Source organism: Pseudoalteromonas distincta (genome assembly GCF_005877035.1).
GTDB classification, from domain to species: Bacteria; Pseudomonadota; Gammaproteobacteria; order Enterobacterales; family Alteromonadaceae; genus Pseudoalteromonas; species Pseudoalteromonas distincta.
The window spans coordinates 20,436-44,772 of the sequence record NZ_CP040559.1; the positions used below are offsets into that span (position 1 = coordinate 20,436).

19 protein-coding genes are annotated in these 24,337 nt (G+C 38.2%); 7 read left to right on the forward strand and 12 right to left on the reverse strand.

Annotation, left to right across the window (positions count from 1 at the left end):
- Positions 1-16 precede the first annotated feature (16 nt).
- A complete protein-coding gene (locus FFU37_RS16885; protein WP_138490060.1) occupies positions 17-3,031 on the forward strand; it encodes an immune inhibitor A domain-containing protein in 3,015 nt (1,004 codons plus the stop codon).
- 70 nt (positions 3,032-3,101) lie between these two features.
- Here the strand turns inward: FFU37_RS16885 and FFU37_RS16890 are convergent, their stop codons facing one another.
- The 6 genes from FFU37_RS16890 to FFU37_RS16915 all read right to left on the reverse strand — a co-directional run bounded on the left by FFU37_RS16890 (position 3,102) and on the right by FFU37_RS16915 (position 10,194).
- Positions 3,102-4,109 carry an isocitrate dehydrogenase gene (locus FFU37_RS16890; RefSeq protein WP_002960311.1) on the reverse strand — a complete coding sequence of 336 codons (1,008 nt, stop codon included), beginning with the start codon at positions 4,107-4,109 and terminating at the stop codon, positions 3,102-3,104.
- 206 nt (positions 4,110-4,315) lie between these two features.
- Entirely contained in the window at positions 4,316-6,004 is a 1,689-nt protein-coding gene (locus FFU37_RS16895; RefSeq protein WP_138490061.1) for a hypothetical protein, read from the reverse strand.
- A gap of 11 nt (positions 6,005-6,015) precedes the next feature.
- Positions 6,016-6,399 (reverse strand): DUF3192 domain-containing protein, encoded by a 384-nt coding sequence (locus tag FFU37_RS16900; RefSeq protein WP_024596929.1) that lies wholly within the window; start codon positions 6,397-6,399, stop codon positions 6,016-6,018.
- A gap of 69 nt (positions 6,400-6,468) precedes the next feature.
- Positions 6,469-7,242 carry a flap endonuclease Xni gene (gene xni, locus FFU37_RS16905; protein WP_138490062.1) on the reverse strand — a complete coding sequence of 258 codons (774 nt, stop codon included), beginning with the start codon at positions 7,240-7,242 and terminating at the stop codon, positions 6,469-6,471.
- 10 nt (positions 7,243-7,252) lie between these two features.
- Complete coding sequence (gene ppnN / locus FFU37_RS16910) at positions 7,253-8,596, reverse strand: nucleotide 5'-monophosphate nucleosidase PpnN (protein WP_138490063.1); 1,344 nt, start codon at positions 8,594-8,596, stop codon at positions 7,253-7,255.
- A gap of 62 nt (positions 8,597-8,658) precedes the next feature.
- Positions 8,659-10,194, reverse strand: a complete 1,536-nt coding sequence (locus FFU37_RS16915; RefSeq protein ID WP_138490064.1) for a GGDEF domain-containing protein — start codon at positions 10,192-10,194, stop codon at positions 8,659-8,661.
- Positions 10,195-10,398: 204 nt separating this feature from the next.
- Here FFU37_RS16915 and FFU37_RS16920 point away from each other — a divergent pair, with 204 nt between their 5' ends.
- The 3 genes from FFU37_RS16920 (at position 10,399) to FFU37_RS16930 (ending at position 16,726) form a co-directional block, all read left to right on the forward strand.
- Positions 10,399-12,186 carry a M61 family metallopeptidase gene (locus FFU37_RS16920; RefSeq protein ID WP_138490065.1) on the forward strand — a complete coding sequence of 596 codons (1,788 nt, stop codon included), beginning with the start codon at positions 10,399-10,401 and terminating at the stop codon, positions 12,184-12,186.
- 179 nt (positions 12,187-12,365) lie between these two features.
- Positions 12,366-14,456 carry a bifunctional diguanylate cyclase/phosphodiesterase gene (locus FFU37_RS16925; RefSeq protein WP_138490066.1) on the forward strand — a complete coding sequence of 697 codons (2,091 nt, stop codon included), beginning with the start codon at positions 12,366-12,368 and terminating at the stop codon, positions 14,454-14,456.
- Positions 14,457-14,554: 98 nt separating this feature from the next.
- On the forward strand, positions 14,555-16,726 hold the full coding sequence (locus tag FFU37_RS16930; RefSeq protein WP_138490067.1) for a S46 family peptidase: 2,172 nt from the start codon (positions 14,555-14,557) through the stop codon (positions 16,724-16,726).
- A 207-nt stretch (positions 16,727-16,933) separates the two neighbouring features.
- On the opposite strand, the gene FFU37_RS16935 is transcribed toward FFU37_RS16930, so the two are convergent.
- Positions 16,934-17,287: a hypothetical protein gene (locus tag FFU37_RS16935; protein WP_138490068.1), complete on the reverse strand. Its 354-nt coding sequence runs from the start codon at positions 17,285-17,287 to the stop codon at positions 16,934-16,936.
- A 517-nt stretch (positions 17,288-17,804) separates the two neighbouring features.
- Between FFU37_RS16935 and FFU37_RS16940 the strand changes: the two genes are divergently transcribed.
- The 3 genes from FFU37_RS16940 (at position 17,805) to FFU37_RS16950 (ending at position 21,343) form a co-directional block, all read left to right on the forward strand.
- Positions 17,805-19,076: an O-acetylhomoserine aminocarboxypropyltransferase/cysteine synthase family protein gene (locus tag FFU37_RS16940; protein WP_138490069.1), complete on the forward strand. Its 1,272-nt coding sequence runs from the start codon at positions 17,805-17,807 to the stop codon at positions 19,074-19,076.
- 258 nt (positions 19,077-19,334) lie between these two features.
- A complete protein-coding gene (locus FFU37_RS16945) occupies positions 19,335-19,715 on the forward strand; it encodes a BlaI/MecI/CopY family transcriptional regulator (protein ID WP_002960288.1) in 381 nt (126 codons plus the stop codon).
- A gap of 11 nt (positions 19,716-19,726) precedes the next feature.
- Positions 19,727-21,343, forward strand: a complete 1,617-nt coding sequence (locus FFU37_RS16950; protein WP_138490070.1) for a M56 family metallopeptidase — start codon at positions 19,727-19,729, stop codon at positions 21,341-21,343.
- Between the two features lie 55 nt (positions 21,344-21,398).
- Here the strand turns inward: FFU37_RS16950 and FFU37_RS16955 are convergent, their stop codons facing one another.
- The 5 genes from FFU37_RS16955 to FFU37_RS16975 all read right to left on the reverse strand — a co-directional run bounded on the left by FFU37_RS16955 (position 21,399) and on the right by FFU37_RS16975 (position 24,334).
- Positions 21,399-21,584, reverse strand: a complete 186-nt coding sequence (locus FFU37_RS16955) for a DUF1289 domain-containing protein (protein WP_039487694.1) — start codon at positions 21,582-21,584, stop codon at positions 21,399-21,401.
- A 1-nt stretch (position 21,585) separates the two neighbouring features.
- On the reverse strand, positions 21,586-22,125 hold the full coding sequence (locus tag FFU37_RS16960) for a hypothetical protein (protein WP_138490071.1): 540 nt from the start codon (positions 22,123-22,125) through the stop codon (positions 21,586-21,588).
- Between the two features lie 108 nt (positions 22,126-22,233).
- Entirely contained in the window at positions 22,234-22,848 is a 615-nt protein-coding gene (hisIE, locus tag FFU37_RS16965) for a bifunctional phosphoribosyl-AMP cyclohydrolase/phosphoribosyl-ATP diphosphatase HisIE (RefSeq protein ID WP_138490072.1), read from the reverse strand.
- Positions 22,839-23,618, reverse strand: a complete 780-nt coding sequence (gene hisF / locus FFU37_RS16970) for an imidazole glycerol phosphate synthase subunit HisF (protein WP_002960269.1) — start codon at positions 23,616-23,618, stop codon at positions 22,839-22,841. The genes hisIE and hisF overlap by 10 nt, the downstream gene beginning before the upstream one ends.
- The gene (locus FFU37_RS16975) at positions 23,600-24,334 is read right to left on the reverse strand and encodes a 1-(5-phosphoribosyl)-5-[(5-phosphoribosylamino)methylideneamino] imidazole-4-carboxamide isomerase (RefSeq protein ID WP_002960267.1); all 735 of its coding nucleotides are present in this window, start codon (positions 24,332-24,334) and stop codon (positions 23,600-23,602) included. Before FFU37_RS16975 ends, hisF begins: the two co-directional genes overlap by 19 nt.
- Positions 24,335-24,337 lie beyond the last annotated feature (3 nt).

Here is a 24,337-nt window from a genome sequence, read left to right on the forward strand (position 1 = left end):
GTTTGAGGAAAATACAGTGAAAAAAGTGACGTTAATTGCGCTTTTAACTACGCTATTAAGCCCTATAGTGGCGGCTAATAACTTAAGTCCGCATGATATTGGTATAACTAACGAAGAGCGTATTTTATATTGGCTTAAAAAAAGAGACCAAATACCTTCAAGTGAGTTAGATAGTTCATTTAAGTCATATATGAGTAACAAAGACGTTGCCAATCACTCAATTAAAAATGGTTTTAGGCAATTTAAATCCTCTTCCAACGTTTTTTCAAACACAAATAAAAAACAGGTCGCTTTTTCAACGTCGCTAGTGCCAGATCAAAGCGTTAATGATGTAAAAGTGTTAGCTATCTTAATTGATTTTCCTGATCTTAAACATGACGACAATCAACTTGTAGAGCAAGACACCGACATGTTTTATGCTGATTATTCAACTGAGCACTATCAGCAAATGCTTTTTAATACTCAAGGTTATACAGGCCCTGATGGACAAAGCTTAAAAACGGCTGCTGATTATTATAAAGCGGCTTCGGGGAACAGCTTAAACTTTAGCGGGCAGGTATATGGCTGGGTAACCGCTAATAGCAATGCAAAAATATATGGTGAGCGCCAAGGCAGTACACGGGATATAAATGCACCTGCTTTAATTAAAGAGGCAGTGGAGAAGGCGGTTGCAAAGTTTAATATTAATTTAGCCGATTACGATTTAACTGATTTAGATGATATTGATGGCGACGGTATCCTTAATGAACCTAATGGCATTATTGACCATGTAATGGTATTTCATTCAAGTATTGGCGAAGAAGCGGGTGGCGGTTACCTAAGCACCGATGCTATTTGGTCGCACCGCTACTATGTATTTGATGAAAATAGCGGGCCGAGCGAGATTGCAGGCAGTAACATTAAGCTATTTGGTTATACCATTAACCCTATTGATGCCGGGATTGGTGTGGTTGTGCATGAGTTTGGGCATGATTTAGGATTATTAGATGAATACGACTTACAATCTAACACGGTAGGTGAGCCTGTCGCGTCTTGGTCAGTTATGTCGACAGGAAGTTGGGCTGGTTCGCCAAGAGGCTCAGAGCCAGTTATGTTTAGCCCTTATGCGCTTGAATATTTACAAAAGCGGTACCAGGGTAACTGGGTTAACCAGCTTACGCTTGATATGGATGAGATAGAGGCTAATTCACAGCAAACATTAATTAATACTGCGAGTACTTCACAACAGCAAAATCAAATAAAAATAACACTACCACCAAGGCTCGAAAAATTTAGGGCTCCAGTAGAAGGTGATTTTCAATACTATTCAAATACGGGCGACAATATTAGCAACAGCTTAGCTAATACAATAGCGCTACCAAGTACAACTGAGACACTTACTTTAAGCTTTATTGCTTATTACAGTATTGAGCGCGATTACGATTTAGTTCAAGTAAAAGTAAATGGCGAGCCAATCGCGAGTAATTATACGCAAGCGCTTAATCCATACTACGGTGATATTGGTCCGTATATCTCAGGTGATTCATTTCTTAATAGTGATGCTAAGCAACCTAACGGCTATTTGACCCATAAGTTTGATTTATCAGCTTATGCTGGGCAAACAATTGATTTAAAAATTGAATACATAACAGATGCGAACACACATTATTATGGTTTTGTTGTTGATGATATGCGCATTGAGCAAAGTGATACTTTAATTTGGCAAAATAATGCACAAGATCAAGTTAACACTGAGTTTAATGGCTTTGAAAAAGTAGGTAGTTACACATATGCATCGCCATCTCATTACTATTTACAACTGCGTTCATACACAGGCGTTGACAGTAGTTTGCAAGCAGAGCAGTACTCACCGGGATTATTATTGTGGTACAGCAATGAATCTCAAGCAGATAATAATACTACCGAGCATCCAGGCAGTGGTTTTGCATTAGTGGTAGATGCCGATCAGCGATCAATAAATAAAGGTAGTACGCAAACTCCGGCAGCTTCAGCAATTCAAATACGTGATGCTGCTTTTAGCCTATATCAACAAAGGGCAGGGTTAGGTGATGATGATTTATCAGCTATCACCGGGTTTACTGATAAAACCGATTATAGCTTTGCAGCGCAAAAACCATCGGGTGTTGTGCTTCCACAGGTTGGTTTTGGGTTTAGTATTATAAGCCAGTCAGCAGACAGTGAAGATATAGAAGTAGAGCTTACTTACGATGTTAATAAGGGAATTAATTTTACTAAAAACGGTTTTACCGTTAATTTTAATGTAGAAGGCTTTGCACTTACTCCTGCGGACAAATTTACGTGGAGTTTTGACGACGGGAGCTCCAGCACAGAGTTAACGCCTACTCATGAATACCAAGACTATGGCACTTATAACGTTGAGTTTATGGCAGATAATGGCACTTCACAGCAAATCGCTGTAGCACAAGTTACATTAGTTGAACCATTAACTGTAAATGAAATAGAATATGAAATAAACCAAGGAACTTTAACAGCTGAGGCATCGCTTACAGGTGGGGTCGCACCGTATACTTATAATTGGCAGCTAGGAGATGGAAGTACTTTAGCGACTCAATCGCTTACTTATAATTATTTGTACTCTGGTGATTACCAAGTAACGCTTACAGTGACAGATAACGAAGGCACTGAACAATCAAAAGCGATTGATTTAACTGCGACTGTTCCGCTTAGCATAAACGCAAACGCTACAGTTAGTGATTTAAGCGCACAATTTAATGCCCAAGTAACCGGCGGCTTTAATAGTTACACTTATAGTTGGGATTTTGGTGATGGCAGTGCGTTATCAAATTTACAAAACCCAAGGCATACTTATCAAGCTGACGGGACTTATAACGTAACGTTGAATGTTACTGATACTCAAACCAATGATACTTTTACTCAAGAGTTATCTGCTACTGTACAAAAACAACAAAGTAGTTCGGGTTCAAGTGGCGGATCACTGGCGGGTTTATTAGGATTACTACTTTTGGGCTTAATTAGGTTTAATACTAACCTGCATAAATACATTAGGTAGTAAACGCAGTTAGCAAACACAAAAAAGCCCGCTAAATTAGCGGGCTATTTAAATTAATAACAAATATTAATTATAAACGGTCAATTACTGATTGAGTGAAATCAGTTGTACCGTGGCTGCCACCTAAATCGCGAGTTGTACGGTCACCTGATTTAATTACATCAGCAACAGCACTACGAATACGCTCTGCAGTATCGCCCATATTTAAATGCTCAAGCATTTGAATAGACGCTAAAATTACAGATGTTGGGTTAGCAAGGTTTTTGCCAGCAATATCTGGTGCACTACCGTGTACAGCTTCAAAAATTGCAGCGTCTTCACCAATGTTAGCACCAGGTGCCATACCTAAACCGCCAACTAAACCAGCACAAAGGTCAGATAAAATATCACCAAATAAGTTAGTCGTAACAATTACGTCAAACTCTTCAGGTGTCATTACCAGCTTCATACATGTTGCATCAACAATCATTTCATTTGATTCAATTTGTGGGTAACGCTCAGCTACTTCACGTGCTACTTTTAAAAACAAACCAGATGTTGATTTTAAAATGTTAGCTTTATGAACTGCAGTTACTTTTTTACGACCTTCGCGTACCGCTAGCTCGTATGCAAAAGTTACGATTTTTTCTGCGCCTTCACGCGTAATGATCGATTTTGCTTGTGCTTCATTCCCGTCTTCACTTACTACTTGGCCAGCACCTGAGTACATGCCTTGCGTGTTTTCACGAATAGTAATGATATCAATATCGTCGTAACGCGCTTTAGTACCAACAAATGATTTAACTGGACGTACGTTAGCGTATAAACCAAATTGCTTACGAAGTGTTACGTTAATAGATGTAAAACCTTCACCTACAGGCGTAGTTAATGGGCCTTTAAGAGTGATTTTATTTTTAGCAATTGTATCAACTGTTTCTTGCGGTAATAACTCACCTGTTTTTTCAAGTGCAGCTAGGCCAGCATCAACAAATTCATAATCAAAGTCGCAACCTGCGGCTTTTAATATTTCAAGTGCTGAGTCGATAATGCTCGGACCGATGCCGTCGCCTTTGATCACTGTGATGGTTTGTTTGGCCATTGACTTTTCCTTTAAAGAGTTTGATTTGCACATAAATTATTACTCTGAGAGAGTAACCGCTTGTTAGAACATTTATGTGAACGTGCTTGAAAATTTAAGGGCGCATTTATACCAATTTATCACCCATTTTGCTAGTTTATACAAAAAATACTGGGTATACACGAAAGTTATAATGGGTATAAAGACATAAAATAGCTTCTAATAAACTAAATACTATTAAACAACTCGAGAGATTCTAATTGTTGATAAAAATCAGCTTTGTTATGCCACTTGAGTATTTTTAGCTGTTCATTTAACGTTTGCTGCTGCCACGGAGTTAGCGAAAGTTCTGGTTTAAACACATTTTGAGCAACAATCTTCAGTGTAATCCAAAGTTTATGGGCCTCAGTTAAGTGCTTTTTAGGTGTTTGCTCTGCCTCTAAGAGTGCTGCAGTCCATGGGTTGTCACTCAATAAATGAGTAAGCTGTTGTGTTAGTTGTTCAGTGTTAATTGAATTTACCCCAAAAAAGGAGCAGATAGGGGCACTCAATGTTTTATTTGGTGTGTCGTCAATCAGTGTTTTACGAGAAAGTTGTGTACTGCATTGCGTTAATAAAAAATGGGCGTAAGCGTATAAAGGTAAAGTAATGTGCTCAAACTGGTCGTGATCATTTTTACTAACCAATAAAGCCATTATTTTTACTAATCCATTTAATCTGTTAGTCACGTAGGCTTGCAATGGATGTGGGGTAACATTAACTAATTGCTCAAAAACAACTCTTTGAATTATCGCAGGCGCATTATAATAACCGACCATCGATAAACTATGCTTTAAGTCTTTAGCGGGCTGATGTTCTTTATTATATGGTTTTACAGCCTCGCATAAATTAGCAATTACGAGAGGGTGAGGCGCCATCAGCAGGCTTAATCCTTTATAGCTGTATTCGTGCTGTAACTTAATATTACTTATTAGCTCAAGTAAAGATTGTGCCTTATCAACCTCAAGCTCACTTTGTGGTTTTACATGTTCACTGTTAAATACTTTAAAGCTAATGGTTTTATCAGTGCAATGCCATTGTTTTGGATTATCGTTAAGCGTTGCTTTTACTCTGTACCAAGTTAATTTATTTGGATTTGCTGTACTAATTAAAACATGCCGTTGTTGTGCATCAGTTGCTAAATAAATCATGGTTTGCTCAGCGTATAAAACGCGGCTTCCCGGTAATAATGGCCCTAAATGCGCTATTAGTGATTTAATTAATTGCAGTGCGAACAAGTTAGGTGTGCGAATGTACAAATCGGTAAGTGCTTTATATAAGCTAATATGTTTATTAGCCGTATTGCTCGTAATGTTCATGCTAATAATATTTGCTAGAGCAATCAGCGTTATGCCCCCATCATAAAGCATTATTTTAGGAGCACTTACCAATGCTTGTTTATACTTATTTAATTTAGCTAGTAACTGCGTAACAGGTTTGGCTGAATCACCACTAGCTAACATTACTTTTGCTGCTAACTGATGACGCATTTTCCAAATTTTTTTATCAGAATCTTGAAAAGGTGTTTGCTCGCAAAGCTTGTTTAATTGCGCTCCAACACATAAATGCTCAATGAGAGTAGCGGCTATGTATAGCTCACTTAAGGCACTATTATAATTTTGAGATTTACACAGGGCAGCAGTTATGACGCTCTGACTAACAACTAAATTTGTTGCATAAGAATAACTTGGGTTATAAAGCGTCAATCGGGATTGTAATGCGAATGGCTGTTTGCTGTAGAGCACTCTATATTGCTCAGCTAGCTTACTTGCCATTGGATATAGAGCTGTCCATTTTTGTTTATTGTTATAATAGCTTAAAAACAGCTGCGTATTATTAAGCAGCTGCTCTAAGGTAGTTGAAACAGCTTCATCCATTAAACCTTCACCTAATTTTGTTCTTGGTATTTATTGTATGCACTCGGGCCCCATAAAAACAGCTGCCCATTTTTAAATAATAGGCCAGTACATTCATCCATAGTGGTAATACCGTCAGATGTTTTATGTTGTGTACGATAAAAAACTATCTGAAATACTTGTTCACCATCTCGTTTGGCATAAGTAAGATCGGGGCTGCCTAAGTAATCAAGAACACTATTTAGTGTTGTTGGCTGCTCAAGTGATAGTTTTTCGATGTAACGTTTATTGAAAGCCTCTCGGTCTTGCCAAATCATAGCTTGAGGATCGTCTTTATAAAAGGTAATCACCAATGCAGCTATCAGTGCATATAGCCCTAAACCTAAAATTAAATATCGGATAAATTTTTTCAATATGGCTTACTCTGACTCCGGTAACTAATATCAGTATACGTTTTGTAATGTTTAGAGGCTATTAACTTGCGACTAATTAAGTCTTAACTGCTTTAAACTAAAACCTAAATTTATATCGGTGCGTAAACTAACCAAGTGCTTTGAAATTACGTACATATCCATATTAGCGGCTAACTTTGTTTTAATACTCGGGCTTAGAGACTCATCTTCGGCTGCTTGTTCAATTGAATTATAGTTATTAACTATTTGCTGCGCAGATTTAGTACCTATTCCTTTAACTCCCGGGATATCATTTGTTTTATCGCCCGCTAATGCCCAAAAATCAACGAGTTTATTTTGCTCAACACCAAAACGCTCTTTTATACTTGTCTCATCTAGATAGAGCTTTTTAAAGTAATCGTAAACTGTAATGTAAGGGCCAATATAAGGTAAAAAGCCTTTATCAGTAGAAACAATAGTGCTCGTTATTTGATTATTTGATGCCTTAAAGGCAAGCGTTGCAATAATATCATCAGCTTCATCGTTAATAGGCTCAAATACTACAATACCGGTTTCTTCAATTGCGGCTTTAAAATGCAATAGAGCATCTTTTAATACTTGGGGCATTGGCGCGCGTGAGTGTTTGTAGTCTTTATAAAAATGATAACGCCAGCTTTTGTCACCATCGAACACAGCAATGGCATGGGTTGCATTACTCGTATCTAAAAGCTTTTTACAGGCGTGGGCTACACGTGCACAGCACGTTTGTATCATTTGCTCGTCGCTATGATGTTTTTGATTCGCGTCAACGGCGTAAATGCGCCTAATTAAATTAAGCGCATCAATAAGAAGTAAATGGGGTTTCAAACTATAAAACTCATGCTTTTATTTTGTAACACGGAACATATTTACTACCAGGGAGCTTCATGCGACCTTGAAGAACAAATGCCTGTAATAATTTATCCATATTTGTCATAAGGGCAGGTTCGCCACTTAAAATGTATGGACCGTTTTGTTTAATGGCTCTAACGCCTTCGTCTTTTACATTACCAGCAACAATACCAGAGAAAGCTCTACGTAAATTAGCCGCGAGTAGCTGTTTAGGCTGATCAAGGTGTAAATCTAGACTTGCCATATTTTCATGTGTTGGTGCAAAGGGTTGTTGAAAGTCGTTATCTATTTTTAATGTCCAGTTAAAGTAGTAGGCATCACCTTCACTTTTACGGTAATCACGAACATTAGCCATCGATGACTTTAGTTTTTGACCGACTAATTCAGGATTATCAATAATTACTTCAAACTTATCCAACGCTTCCTTACCAAGTGTCATTTCAACGAACTCGCATAGCTCTTTAAAGTACGCCTCGCTTTGTTTGGGGCCAGTTAAAATAACAGGTAAACATTGCTTAGTATTATCTGGGTGCAACAATATGCCTAATAAATATAACAACTCTTCAGCAGTACCTGCGCCACCAGGAAAAATGATAATTGCGTGAGCTGTTCTAATAAAAGCTTCAAGGCGTTTTTCAATATCAGGTAAAATAACGAGTTCGTTTACAATAGGATTTGGTGGCTCGGCAGCAATAATGCTTGGCTCTGTTAAACCTAAGTAGCGATTATCGGTGTTACGTTGCTTTGCGTGGCCAATAGTTGCGCCTTTCATTGGGCCTTTCATGGCACCAGGACCACAACCGGTACAAATATTTAATCCACGTAAACCAAGTTCGTAACCTACTTGTTTTGTGTACTTATATTCAACCTCGTTTATTGAATGTCCGCCCCAGCAAACAATCATGTTAGGCTCGCTTTTAACACGCAGCGCACCTGCATTTCTGAGCATATCGAACACCATATGGGTTATGGCTTTTTGCTCTTTTAAATCTTTTTCGTATTTTTGACAAATAAACAAAATATCACGAATAACAGAAAATATATGTTCGTGAATACCGGTAATTATTTCGCCATCAACAAATGCGGTTTCGGGTGGGTTTTCAAGCTCAATTTTAATACCTCGTTCGCGGCTTACTAAACGAATATCAAAATCTTTGTATTTGTCGTATATATCGTTACTGTCGTCGGTATGGCTACCTACATTGAGGACTGCAAGTACGCAGTTTCTAAATAATTTATAACGCTCACTAGCAGACGATTGCTCTAATAAATCAACTTCTAATTGCGACAGTAAATCTAAAACCCCAGTTGGGTTTAACTGTATTAACATAGACGTGCTCCTACTACTAAATCGTAAAACTACTTGTCATAAAAGTTATAATAGCTATGACATTATTTACTGGTACAAAGTCTATCTCGCCCTGAATTTTTGGCTTCGTAAAGTGCATCATCAGCTCTATCAAATGCCTTTAATAGGGTATCGCCTTTTTTAAATTGAGTTGCACCTACCGAAATAGTGATCTCAATTTGTTTTTCTCTAAATTTAAAAGGTATATTTTTAATTACCTTTCTTACTTTATCCAGGGGTAATGTTGCGTTTTCTAGCGACACACCTGGCATTAATAGTACAAATTCTTCACCGCCATAACGCGCTATAAAATCAGACTTTCTTACCGATTTTTGCAACGCTTTTGATATAACTTGTAAGGTAATATCACCTGCGGTGTGGCCAAATCTATCATTGATAGATTTAAAGTGGTCAACATCAATAACTGCAAGCGTAACATCTGATGGCTGCACATTAAACAAATGCATTTCGTGATTGTAACGTTCGTCAAATGCAGCCCGGTTAGGCAGTTTTGTAAGTCCATCGAGTAAGCTTTTAAAGCGCTGTTCATTTAAGCGTTTTTTATACGTTGTTAACTTATCTTCTAAAGTAACAATTCGAGTATTTATTTCATTAAAGCTAGCGCTAAGCATTTCTCTGTCTTTTCGCTCTAACTTCTCTTTTGCTATAAAATCTTCGCTTATTGATTTTAATTCGTTATCTACGAGTTCTTTTAAAGATGAGATTGATGTAGCTTTTTGCGTTTGCTCATTAAGATTTTTTATTTTTAGTTCAATGCTTTTATTAAGTGAGTCAAACTCAACTTCCATAGACTCAGAGTGCTTGCTAGTTGAGACGATAGAGTTATGAAGATCTTCGAGGGTTTGGTTTAATGAAACTAAAAAGCTTTGCGCGGATTTACGCTCTTTACTTATATTTTTTACGACTACATCAATAATACTAATTGCAACATCGAGTAATGAGTCGATTGAGTCACTTTCTGTAATATTATTTTTTATATTATTAATTTGTAGCGTAGCTTCTTCTTCAAGTATAAGTTCATTTGCGAGCTCAAGCAGTTTTTTTGCACGCGCCTGTTTTACAGGGCGCTGCTGATCAACTTGAGGGTCTTGCTTGGTAAGCAACGCTTCATGATAAAAGCTAATAAGTTGATCAAGTAGCGGAATGTAACCATGAGTTGAATGAACGTTATTAATCTCGTGATCGAGTAAATTTCTTAGAGTCCTACGAGTATCGTCAGGTAAACCTTTGGTTTTTTGTAATTGTTTACCGGCACTTTGCACACTGTTGTATAAATTACGTTGCTGAGCTTGTTGAATCGATTCTTGGTTTTTAAGTAGGATTAAAGTTTCACTAATAAGGGGAGTAAGGTTTTCAAAACTCATGCCTTTATTAAGCGCACTTCTAAATTTGGCGAGGCGATTATCTAACTCGATATCTAGTCCTTTACAGCTCAACGATAGTTTAGCTGTAAAGTCACATAGAACATCTACTTGATGTTTACGAGCACTCTCAACAGCCATACGCGCATCAATTGCTTGTTTTAGCTTTTTATCTGTTGCGTTAGATCTTTGTGACACCTAAGCATACCGCCATCAAATTAATTTCATTATCTTCAGTTTACAACAAATTTTTATTATGTGTAGTTATCTAGTAAAAAACTTAGAAATTTTAATAAGCTACTACTTATAAACTCGTATATAGGGTCATTTATCGTATTTAATTCACTTTTAAATAGGGGCTTGTTAGTCTTGTAAGCAATTAAGTTTCCACTAAGAGTCTCTATGAAAAAGTTATTAGCCCTTTCAATTTTAGCTGCATGTTCTGCACCTGTATTTGCCGATGTAAATTATTCTTTAGAAATCTCGCAACCACAGCATCATTTAGGTGATGTAAGTGTTGAGTTTCCAAAAACAGCGCAAGCACACCTTGATATAAAACTTCCTGCGTGGCGCACGGGTCGCTACGAAATGTTAAACCTTGCAAATGGCATTCGCTACTTCAAAGCCAAAGATGAAGATGGCAAAGAACTAAAATGGGAAAAAATAGATCACAGTACATGGCGTGTACATCTTAATGAACCTACAGAAGTTAATGTTGACTACCAAGTGTATGCAAATGAGCTTGGTAAACGTGCTCGCCACATTGACGACAGCCATGCATTTATAGATGCGTCAGGCTTTTTTATGTTTAGTGACTCGTTTCGCCAAGAACCTGTAACCGTTAATTTAGACGTGCCTAAAAAGTGGCGTTCTGTATCGGGTATGAATAATTTAAAAGGCAAAAATTCATTTAAAGCAGCCGATTACGACGTACTTGTTGATTCACCAATCGAAACGGGTATTAACCAACTACACACATTTGAAGTAGAAGGGCGTGAATACGAGTTAGTTATATGGGGCGACGGTAACTACGATGTAGAGCAAATGCTTACCGATCTTAAAAAATTAGTTGCCACGGGTAATGTAATTTGGGATGGCTATCCGTATGAGCGTTATGTATTTATGGTGCATGCAACATCAGGTGCGGGTGGTGCAACAGAGCATTTAAACTCAACAATTATTCAACGACCACGTGACCGATTTGGTAGCCGCGAAGATTACCTAGGTTTTATTAGCACCGCTGCGCATGAGTTTGTTCATACGTGGAATGTAAAAGCATACCGCCCTCAAGGTTTAGTGCCATACGATTACACTAATATGAATTACTCTAAACTGCTGTGGATTGCAGAGGGTTCAACAAGTTACTTTGAAGATCATTTATTAGTGCGCTCAGGCATTCAAACAACGGATGAATTTTTTAAAGTGATGAGTAAAACAATTAATCGTCATTTGCAAACACCGGGCCGTGAAGTGCAAAGCGCAAGCGAAACAAGCTTTGATAAATGGATTAATCAAGGTGGCGATCATGCACGTAACTACAGCACCAATATTTATTCTGAGGGCTCGTTACTCTCTTTAGCTTTAGATATCGACCTACTTGAAAAAAGCCAAGGTAAAATAAGCTACCGAGACGTACACAAAGCACTTTATAACAATCATAAAATGCCCGCTGGATTTACAGATACAGATGTACTTAATATCTTAAAAGATTTAACAGGACGTGATTATTCAAGCTGGTGGCAAGAAAATGTAGAGTCGCCTGCAAGTATTAACTTTGACGATTTACTTACTAAAGTAGGTTTAAAGTTTGAGCGTCCTGAAAAAGCAAAAGCACTTGCAAGTATTGATGCTACCGCTAAAAATACGGGTGAATTACTGACGTTAAATTATGTACGCCGTGGTGGCAGTGCGTGGAAAGCGGGTTTAACTACCGATGATAAAATTGTCGCTATAAACAAACATCACGTAGGTAAAGATTTAAAAACCAGCTTAGAAACGTTTAAGGCAGGCGACAAAGTAACTGTTGACTATCTTCGTCGCGATGCTCTTGAAAGCTTAACATTAGTATTATCAGAAGATTTTGATAAGCCTAAAAAAGTAGTTGCTGATAAAGAGGCAACGCCACAGCAAAAAGCGCTTTTCAAAGCATGGATTGGCGTGGAACATCCAAATGATGTGACAAAAAAATAAATTCAGTTTTTATAGCGTTTAAATACAGTTAACAAGTATTAAAAAAGAGCTTCGGCTCTTTTTTTGTTTTGTATAATGGCGTATATAATGTACATGGAAATTTAATATTAAAATTAAATTTAATTATTATTTGGTATTTTTTATTACTGAATAAAATTACTTATGGATATAGCCTCAAAATGAAATTAGACGACGTTGCTTCAGACTTAACCAACCAATTTGTAATTAACGACTATTTGCATCAGTTATTTGATGCGGTAAATGTAATTTCTGTTCAAGGTTATGACAATGAACGTCGTGTTATTTATTGGAATGAAGGCAGTGAGCGACTTTACGGATACACAAAAGAAGAAGCCATAGGGCAAAAAATAGAAGACCTTATAATTCCAGAGCCGATGTGTGAATTTGTAATTGACGCACACAGTGATTGGGTAGAAAAAGACATAGAAATTCCAGCATCCGAAATTACCCTAAAAGGTAAAGATGGCGAAAGTGTATCTGTTTTTTCAAGCCATGTTATGTTTACAAATCAATATAATATAAAACAAATGTATTGCATTGATATTGACTTATCTGAGGTAAAAAAGGCACAAGCAGATGCATCATTTAATGAGGATATGCTAAAAACTATTTTTGAGGCAATTCCTGACTTATTTTTCTTGATGGAAAATGATGGAACTATTATTGAGTATCATGCCAGTAATGAAACAGATCTCTATACCAAGCCCAAGCAATTTATTGGTAAAAAAATGGGAGATGTACTCCCGCGCGATGTAGCCGAAAAATTTGAAAGCTATATCAGCCTTGTATTAGAAAAAGAGCAGATGATGAGCTTTAAATACGAGCTAGCTTTGCCCCATGGGCTCGTTTTTTTTGAAGCAAGAATAAATAAAATAACAGAACATAACCAGTTAATGGTTATTATTCGAGATATTACAGAACAGCATAAATCAGATGAACTAATTAGACATCAAGCGTATTACGATAGTCTAACTTTACTTCCAAATCGTTTTTTAGCACTTGATCGTTTGTCGCAATTACTTATTGAAGCACAAAGAAATAACGAAAAAGCAGCGGTACTGTTTTTGGATTTAGATGATTTTAAAAAAATAAATGATTCGTTAGGCCATGAAACAGGAGACAAACTTTTAATTGAATCAGCGCAAAGGCTGCAAGAGGCATTGCGAAAAGACGACACGGTAGGGCGCCTAGGTGGAGATGAGTTTATCGTATTACTGCGAGGTATAACTGATCACCATGCAGCGCTAAAAATTACTGAAAAACTGGTCAATAACTTTAGAGCCCCTTTTAAAATTGAGGGCCGAGAACACATACTTACAGCGAGTATTGGTGTAGCCATATACCCAGAAAATGGTACAACTGTTGCTGATTTATTACGAAATGCTGACACCGCAATGTATCAAGCAAAATCATATGGTCGTAATACTTATTCATTTTTTACTAAAAAAATGAATGTAATTATTCAGCGCCGACTAGTAATAGAAGAGCAGATGCGTGGCGCCCTTGAACGTAATGAATTCGAGTTATTCTACCAGCCCCAATTTGACGCCAAAAATAAACACATCATTGGTGCAGAAGCGTTATTACGCTGGCATAACCCTGTGCTAGGTAATGTAACACCCGATGAGTTTATACCTATTGCCGAAAATACAGGATTAATTGTACCCATTGGCAAGTTTGTAATTAGCCAAGCATTAGATTTTTTAAACACATGGCAAAGTACCTGCAAACGCCAACAAAAATACACCATGGCTGTTAACTTATCGCCTCGTCAATTTAGAGACGTAGGGTTGCTCAGTTTTATTCAAAACTCATTAAGTGAAGCAAACGTAAATCCCGAAAATTTAGAGCTTGAAATAACTGAGGGAGTGCTGATGAGTTGCCACACTAATGTTGTTGATATACTGACTGAAATAACAGCATTAGGCATTAACTTATCAATGGATGACTTTGGTACAGGTTATTCATCGTTAAGTTATTTGAGAGAATACCCTTTTAATGTACTCAAAATAGATAGAAGTTTTATTGACGGTATTGTACTAAATAATGAAGATTGTAATCTCGTAAAGGCAATTATTGCCATGTCGCACAGTTTAGGGCTGACAGTGGTAGCCGAAGGCGTAGAAACAAAAGAGCAGCTTACTTTATTGAACGAATTAGGCTGTGATTTTATGCAAGGCTTCTATTTTAGTAAACCAATACCAGCAAAACAGTTTCTTGATTTTTCGATGAATTTTGATAAAAAGTAAGATTTAACACTCGATTGTAACAATTCATTGCACGGCTATTGACCTCATTAGCTACTGACGAGTAACCTGTTATAGAAACAAATAAAAAGGATTCTATAATGCGTTTAAAACCTCTTGTAGCTACATTAGTAGCCACATTTTCTTTATCACTTGCAAGTAGTGCCATAGCCGACGAAGGCATGTGGCAACCACACCAACTTCCAGAGTTAGAATCAATTTTAAAAGCCAAAGGGCTTGAAATTGATGTTGAATCTATTTCTAAATTAACCGAATTCCCAATGAATGCGGTAATTAGCCTAGGTGGCTGTACAGCATCGTTTGTATCGCCTAAGGGTTTAGTTGTGTCAAACCATCACTGTGTTTATGGCTCGGTGCAATACAATTCAACACCTGAAAACAACATTTTAGAAAATGGCTTTTTAGCTAAAAGCCCTGCTGAGGACTTACCAGCAGCGCCGGGTTCACGCGTATACGTCACAGAAACAGTTACTAATGTGACTGACAAAGTTAGTAAAGGTATTGAAGAACTAAGCGGTAAAGCACGCTACGACGCAATAGTAAAAAACGAAAAAGCGCTAGTAGCCCAGTGTGAAGCCGACGAAAGCTACCGTTGTAACGTGTATTCGTTTCATGGTGGTTTAGAGTTTTACCTAATTAAGTCACTTGAAATTAAAGACGTACGTTTATCTTACGCACCAGCTATGGGCGTAGGTAAATACGGTGGCGATATAGATAACTGGATGTGGCCGCGCCACACAGGCGACTTTGGTTTTTACCGTGCTTATGTAGGCAAAGATGGTAAACCAGCAGAATACAGCGAAGACAACGTACCTTACGTACCTGACTCTTACCTAAAAGTAAGTGCCAAAGGCGTGCAAGAAGGCGACTTTGTAATGGTTACAGGCTACCCAGGGCGTACTAACCGATACCGCATTGCAACAGAGGTAGATAACGTATTTAACGACAGCTACCCTAAAGCACGTGTTCATAACTCAAAATACGTGTCGCTTATTGAAGAAAACTCAGAAGACGGCAGTAAAGCGCGTATTGCTTACGAAAGCACCATTGCAGGTTATAACAACTATATTAAAAACTATGGTTCGATGATCGAAAGCTTCAAAAAAGGCACTATGCTTGAGCGCAAAAAACAGTTTGAGCAAGAGTTAACACAATGGATCAATAGCGATAGTGAGCGTAAAGAGCAATACGGAAGCGTATTAGGTGAGCTATCTGAGCTAATTGCACAATCACAAGAGCACAGTGAACGCGACCGAATGTTAGGTTATGTACATCGCTCACAGATGATCAGTACAGCACGACGTTTATACCGCCTAGCTTACGAAAAGCAAAAGCCAAATAGCGAACGTGAATCTGGTTATCAAGAACGTGACTTACCTCGCATTAAAGCAGGGCTTGAGCGCATGACGCGCCGTTATGATAGCAAAGTAGACAAAGCTATTTTACTGCACTTTTTAGAACTGTATGCAGCACTTCCAAAAGAAGAGCGTTTTAGCGAGGTTGATAACGTATTTAAAGTACAAAATGGGTTTGATAAAGCAACCCAAAGCGCGTTACTTGATAGCATGTATGAGCAGTCAAGACTCGATAATGCCACTGTTCGCAATTCATTATTTGAACAATCGTTTAGCCAGCTAAATCAAAGCCAAGACCCATTTGTGCAGTACGCTAAAGCAATATTTAAAGTAATGAAAGCAGAGGAAGATAAATCAAAAGCACTTGCAGGTAAATTACAAGCAGCTCGCCCTGAGCTAATGAGCGCAATCATTGCGTTTAACAAAGCTAAAAACAAACCTGTATACGCCGATGCCAACAGCACATTACGAGTAACCTATGGCACCGTAGGTGGCTACTCACCTCAAGATGGCTTGGTAGCAACACCTTTTACCTCGCTTGAAGGGTTACTCGCTAAAAACACCGATGTTGAACCATTTAATGCACCTAAAAAGTTACAAGAGCAAATTAAAGCCAAGCTTTACGGTGATTACACGGGTGGCATGAATACAGTACCCGTTAACTTTTTATCAAATGTAGACACTACCGGTGGTAATTCAGGTTCGCCAACACTTAACGGTAAAGCAGAGCTAGTAGGCTTACTGTTCGACGGTGTTTACGAAAGTATCATTGGTGACTGGGATTACAACCCTGAGCTTAATCGCTCAATCCACGTTGATTCACGCTACATGCTGTGGGTAATGGATAAAGTAGATAATGCACAAAACTTATTAGACGAAATGACAATCGTAAAATAAGTAATTAGTGAGATAACAGAAGGGCGCTTACCGTAAAGGAAGCGCCCTTTTTGTTGGTGTTTGATTCGCTTATTTATGACTGCTAAGTGCCATTTCCGGACGTTCGTAACGCCCGGTTATGAGGCGAGTTTAGGCTTCCTAAAATCGGTGAGGAACGAACCCGAACAAGCCGTGACGAGTCCTTTCATAAACCGTTTGTTAGGTTAATTACATGCACTCACTCGCAGATATTATTGAATTAACAAAGCGTTCATCATCCCAATATGCACTATTTGAAACAGCGCTTTCATATATTGATTTTATAACACCTAACTCAACTCTAATTCCATAAGGCTGCCTCATAAGAGTTTTGGTAAATACTTGGGGGAAAGTATAATCAAATTCTTCGGTGTCTATTGGTAATTTTGAAATAGCATCTGCATATGAATTAAAACCCAAACAACGTGATAGGGTTTCTTTTAGCTTCGCAGATTTTGGCGAAAATTTATAGGTTTCTATGAGTTGTTCACGAATGGAATTAACAAAAGAATTGAGCTGGTGCTTGTTTTGTAAAGTATACATATGTTTCTCCTTGCCCGTGAATCCTTTTATAACAGACAAAACAAATGTATTGAACTTGAATTAGTTATTAGCACTTTGAGTTGGATTCTACTCCAGCTGTGGAAAGCTGCACCACCGCTCCGCAATGATGTATATAAGATACCAAAGCTCACCGAACGAGTCAATTAACCTAACATTTTTAATCGTGCGCTCGTCGCGGATATTTCTACCGACTCCACGCTCATTTATCTACTCTTAACAAATTACCTAAGGCATTACTATCAATAAGTTTTCTAAATTTTTTAGGTAAAGTTAAACGAATCAATATGCGCGCAGCGCTCATTTTCATGAATATATGCGCAAAGAGCAGTTTAACCAATCAATTAACGACGATATTAAGCAAATCTCAATGTCCGGTTATCGCTCTTATCCGCCTTTAACTTAAATCAAACCTCCTCAACACCCTTTAATATATTTCATGTGCATTTTATAACCAAGAAGTGCTAGCTTAGTGGTAAATTAATTGAAGGAAATAATTATGAAATTAGAGTCATTAGCACTGCACCACGGTTATGAATCTGAGGCTACGACCAAATCGGCAGCCGTGCCTATTTATCACACTTCTTCTTATACATTTGACAATACGCAGCATGGCGCTGATTTATTCGATTTAAAAGTACCTGGAAATATTTACACCCGCATAATGAACCCAACCAATGCCGTACTTGAACAACGTATTGCCGCGATGGAAGGGGGCATTGGTGGGCTAGCTGTTGCCTCTGGGATGGCTGCTATTACGTATGCTATTCAATGTTTGTGTGAAGTCGGTACTAATATTGTAAGCACCAGCCAAGTATACGGTGGCACGTATAACTTATTTGCACATACCTTACCTAGGCAAGGTATTGAAGCACGCATGATTAAAGCCGATGACTTTACCGCGTTCGAGAATGCAATTGACGACAACACTCGCGCTGTTTTTTGTGAATCTATTGGTAATCCGGCAGGTAATATTGTTGATATTGAACGTTTAGCACGTATTGCACACAGCAAAGGTGTGCCGCTTATTGTTGATAATACCGTGGCTACGCCGTATTTATGCCGCCCATTTGAGCTGGGCGCCGATATAGTGGTTCACTCACTTACAAAGTATATAAACGGGCACGGTACTGCTATTGGCGGCATGATTGTCGACTCAGGAAAATTTGATTGGAAAGCGAATGCCACGCGTTTTGCAATGATGAACGAGCCCGATCCGTCGTATCACAATGTGGTTTATACCGAAGCTTTTGCTGAAGCTGCATTTATTGGTCGCTGCAGAGTAGTGCCACTTAGAAATACCGGCGCAGCGCTTGCCCCTAAAAACGCATCTGACATTTTAATCGGCCTTGAAACCTTAGGCTTAAGAATGGATCGCCACTGCGAAAATGCACAGCAGTTAGCTGAATATTTAGAAAATCATCCAAAAGTACTTTGGGTTAATTACGCAGGGCTTAAATCAAGCCCGTATAACGAAATGAGTCAAAAAATCACCAGTGGTAAAGCATCGGGTATTTTAAGTTTTGGTATTGAAGGTGGTCTAGAAGCAGGTACTCGTTTTATTGATGCGCTAAACATGATTTTACGCTTAGTTAATATTGGCGATGCCAAGTCGCTTGCGTGTCATCCTGCGTCAACCACACACCGCCAATTAAATGATAAAGAACTCGCTAATGCGGGCGTAAGCCGCGATTTAATTCGTTTGTCGGTTGGTATTGAAAACATTGCAGACATAATTGCCGATGTAAGCCAAGCGCTCGATAAAGCATAGTTACCTCACTACCTTTCATAAAAAACTTTAAAGCATAAAAAGCGTTAGTTGAAAATAAACTATCGTTTTTTATGTTTTTCTAAAATCTATTAATAAGTATACCTCTTTATTTTATCTACCTTTTTTATAAAACCTTCCTAAGACTTTTATATTTCTACCGTTTGTTTTTTATTCACATGTCAATTTTGTATTGACACTAAGATTACTTACTACTACATTTGTAACAGTGCCACTACAAGTGTAGTAATAGGAGCGACAATGAAACTTAGTGATTTTGAAATGGATATTATGCAGCTGCTCTGGCAGGAAGAACCCTGTACCGCGAGTCAACTACATAAGGTGCTTTTAGCTGATAAGCAAAAAGATAAAAAAGTAGCCTATACAACAGTTAAAACTATTGTAGATAGGTTAGAACATAAAGGAGCGATTGAGCGTTGTGGACATGAAGGGCGAGCTATTGTTTTTAGAACAATAGTTACTCAAGACACATTATCGGAGCAAGCTATGCCTAGTTTTATGCAACGATTTTTTAAAGGTAATTCTCGTAGTTTAATTGCCCACTTTATCAAAGAAGAAAAGCTAAATGATGAAGATATAGAATATTTACAAACGCTTTTAAAAAATAAGAAGTTAGATTAAAGGAGAGGGTAATGACGGATTATTTACTAACTTGCACACTTATTAGCTTATGTATTTTGCTTACAGTAAAAGGGCTTAAAAATGCCCCAGCACGATTAAACTTTTACATTTTAATGATTGCCTTGGCATGTTGGTTTGTCCCTTGGCAATATTTTTCCCAGTTATCCTTATTTGAAGGGGCAAATCGTTACACATTCAACGTGGCGCAATTGATTCCCGATGTTAAAGCATTAATACCAAATGCTGAACAAGTAGCAACTAAGGACGAATTACAAAGCGATATTGGTATATGGGACTTATTGCCATCACTTAGTACTGTTTTTATGGTTTTAGTTTTAGCTGGTTTTGGATTGTTTTTATTACGCATGGGCTTATATGTAAAGCTTATAAAAAATTTATACATTAACTCAAAGCCAAGTCCTGAACTTAAACACATTAACAATCAGTATCCAATTAGACTAACAACCCATACAGAACCTGCTTTTGCTACCGGGTTAATAAAGCCTGTTATTTGGCTAGAGTCGACGATGGTAAATCGTGAAGAATTAGATTCAGTCATTCAACACGAAGTAACTCATTTACAACAAGGCGATATTTATTGGACGTGGCTTATTTGTTTTATAGAAAGCGTTTTTTGGTGGAATCCTATTTGCCTAAAGTTAACTGGTTTAGCAAAAGAGCAACTCGAACTTAGCTGTGATGAGTTGTGTATGCAAAAGCTAAAAGGTAAATACCAATTGGATTTAGCCAGTTTATTGCTACAAGAGCAAAATGCTAAAAGCTCGCCTAACTTTTTTACCCCCCCACTTTTGAATATTGCTCATTCAAAGAGCTTTAATATTCAGAGGATCAAAATGTTAAACAAGGAAAAAACAATGAAAAGTAAATATTTGGTTATGGTTGCGGCGGCAATGTCTTTTAGTGCTTTAGCTGCAGCGCAAATTGTAGATGGTAGTTCAGATAACAAGCAGCCAAGTAATAATACGTCTCAGGCTCCTGTTAAAAGTGAAGAATATAAACAACAACTTGCACAGCTTCTAAAAAGTGCTGCTGGGGCAAAAAGTGATACCCCTGAACTGTTAAACCAAGCTGCGCAAGGCATTCAAGATTGGCACTTGAATAGAGACAAACTTACGGGGTTTGAAGAAGCTGAAATCAAACTACAAAGCTTTAGGCTGCTAAATCACGTTTACTCTAAACTTGAGCAATATGAAGACATATTGAGTGCTTACGAAAAATGGTACGAGCCGGGCAGTAACCCACCTTACTTCTTAAAAAATTCACTAGCAACGGCCTATATACAGCTAGGGCGTTATGAGCTTGCTGTTGCAGAGCTTGAAGATTTATCAAAACAGCTTGAAGGTAAGCTACATGTTGGCTCTGCTGATAATTTAGCACTGGCATACATTTACCTTGATGATTACGATAAAGCATTAAAAACCTTAGAGCAGGTTGATGCAAAAGACGATGTATACGGCAATATCCTTAAATATTATGTCTATGATAAACAAAATAACCGTAAAAAGATGGATGAAATCAAAAGTAAAATCCCAGAAGCATTTGCAGTTACCCCCGCGTTATTACCACAAAGCGGCCTACCTGGTTCGCAATTGTTGAGATTGCTATAAGTTTTTAATTACGATGAGGCTCGGAGTATCTGAGCCTCTGTTTAACAATTAGTTACTACTTTAAATCTGCTCGTGGTGTTTCTAAAATCGCTTTTTTTTCATCTTCAGATAATATTATCCAATCAAAAATTTCTTCGTTGGTACGCCCACACCCGGTGCAGTAACCGCTGCGCCTTTCGCATATTCCTAGGCAATCAGTTTTAAATTTAGATTGTTTTTTGTTTTGATTTAATTGGCGCATATTAAAGTCCTAACGGTGGTGCAATTTCAAAGCGAGTAGAAAACCCAATACCTTCTTGATTGGTAGCAAGTGTAATGACTGGGGTTTTAGTATCAAGTACAAAGGTGCTGTAAATTGAACTTGCTGTTTCTTTTTGGCTTTCCAACCAACCTGTTTTGCTTAAGCATTGGCGTAATTGCTTAGCCAGTTTTTGATGAGACTTTATTGTTTGCGTTTGTGTTTTAACAGGTGTTTGGCATTGGTAGCTTGCTTGCTCTGACTTATTTAAAGTAACCGTACAGGTTGCTCCAATCATATGAGTATTCGTACGCCATTGATTAGTAAACTGGTTATTTATTTTATCTGTTTTAATTGAATTAAAACCAGACTCGTAACTGCTTATAAGGTTATTTATGGTGCTGCATTCATTGGGTGTTACTGTGGTTTTTACAGACTGATTCGTTGTAGTAGTAGTGGTTGTTGTAGTTGTAGTCTGATTAGTTTTGCTGGTACAGCCCGCTAAAATAAACGCGACAATAGAAGGAATAATATAGTTTTTCATGTTTCACAGTAACCGATTAATTTAGCCACGCACTATATCACACGTGATTTACTGTAAAAATAAAAAGGCCCATATAAATATGAGCCTCTTTGTTAGTCACAACTAATGCTATTTATGGCGACCTTGCAAGCATTTAACTACATCTTCAAGGGCTAAGCCTTGGCGTTGTAGTAATACAGTCAGGTGATAAATTAAATCAGCAGATTCGTTTGTTAGCTCATCGTTATCGTGTTTCATAGCGGCAAGGGCAACTTCAACGCCTTCTTCACCTACTTTTTGACAGCTACGGCTTAAGTCTTTTGCAAATAATGACGCTGTGTAGCTTTTTTCAGGGTCGTCGTTTTTACGCGCAACAATCACATCTTCTAACTGTGCTAAAAAGCTTAAACTTGGTTTTGCTTCATCACCAAAACAGCTTTGTGTGCCTAAGTGGCACGTTGGGCCTTCTGGGTTGGCAAGTACTAAAATTGAATCGTAGTCACAATCGGTATGTACAGATACTACGTTTAAGTAGTTCTCTGATGACTCGCCTTTAGTCCATAAACGCGATTTTGAACGTGAGTAAAACGTTACCCTATTGGTATCAAGCGTGACAGCGAGTGCTTCGCTGTTCATAAAGCCTTGCATTAAAATAACACCAGAGCGGGCATCTTGAATAATAGCAGGGATCATGTCACTTTTAGCGAAATCGACCTGAGCTTGGTTTTGTTGTGTTACTTGCATAATCTTGCTGCCACTTGGTTATCTGTTAAAAATTGTTTTAGTTCGCCAATGTTAATCACATTTTTATGAAAAACGCTGGCGGCTAATGCACCATCTACTTTGCTTTGTTTAAATACATCAACAAAATCTTGCATACTACCCGCACCGCCAGAGGCGATTAAAGGAATGTCACACAGCTCGCGAATTTTACTTAGTTGCTCGTTGTCGTAACCGTTACGAACGCCATCTTGGTTCATACAGTTTAATACAATTTCGCCTGCGCCTAGGTCTTGTACGCGTTTAACCCATTCTTGTGTTTTATAGCGTGTACGGCTTGATGCATTAGGATCGCCGGTCAATTGATACACTAAATACTCGCCGGTAATTTCATCAAAAAAGCTGTCAATGCCGACTACAACACATTGCTTACCAAACTCATCGTGTAATTCTTTAATAAGTTCAGGACGCGCAATAGCAGGGCTGTTAATACTTATTTTATCAGCACCGCGCTCAAGTACACGCGCTGCATCAGCCACTGATTTAATACCGCCCGCTACACAAAATGGAATATCGATATTACGTGCAATGCTCTCTACCCAATTCACGTCGAGTAGGCGTTTTTCAACGCTTGCACTGATTTCGTAAAAAACTAGTTCATCGGCGCCAGCTTCGCTGTAGGCTTTAGCCATTGTTAAAATATCGCCAACTATTTCATGGCCTTTAAACTTAACGCCTTTAACTACTTGGCCGTCTTTAACGTCTAAACACGGGATTATGCGTTTTGATAACATGCCAGTGCCTCCTCAACGCTAAATGCGCCATCAAGCAATGATTTACCTAAAATAACGCCGCCCACACCAAGCTCTTTAAGCTTTTTAATGTCATCTAGTGAGCTTACGCCACCTGAGGCTTGCACTTTAATTGTGCTGTTGTGGCGAGTTAGGTCTTCGTAAAGCTCAAATGATGGGCCCGTCATGGTGCCATCTTTACTGATGTCCGTGCATAAAAAATCAATAACACCTAAGCTCACATAAAAATCTACCAGCTCAAGTAAACCAAATTCAGATTCACTTAACCAACCGTGCGTTGCTGGTGCCCAGCCCGTGGCTGTTTTATTTACATCAAGGGCAATTACAAAGTGCTCTGCGCCAAATTGCTCAATCCAGGCTTTTACTTGTTCGCGTTTTTCTACTGCCATTGAACCAATAACAACTTGGTTTGCACCGGCTTTAAGCCAATCACTTACATCTTGCTCTGAGCGAATACCGCCGCCCACTTGATACGGTACGTTAAGTGCTTTGGTCGCAGCTTGAATATGTTTCCACTGTTTTTTACTTGGATCGCGTGCACCTTCTAAATCTACAAGGTGCAGTTTACCTGCGCCACTGTCGGCGTATTCTTTTAAACGCGCACCAAGTTCGAAAGGGTAAAACTGTGCTGTGTCGTATTTACCTTGGTACAAGCGCACAATTTGATTTTGTAATACGTCTAATGCTGGAATAATCACAAA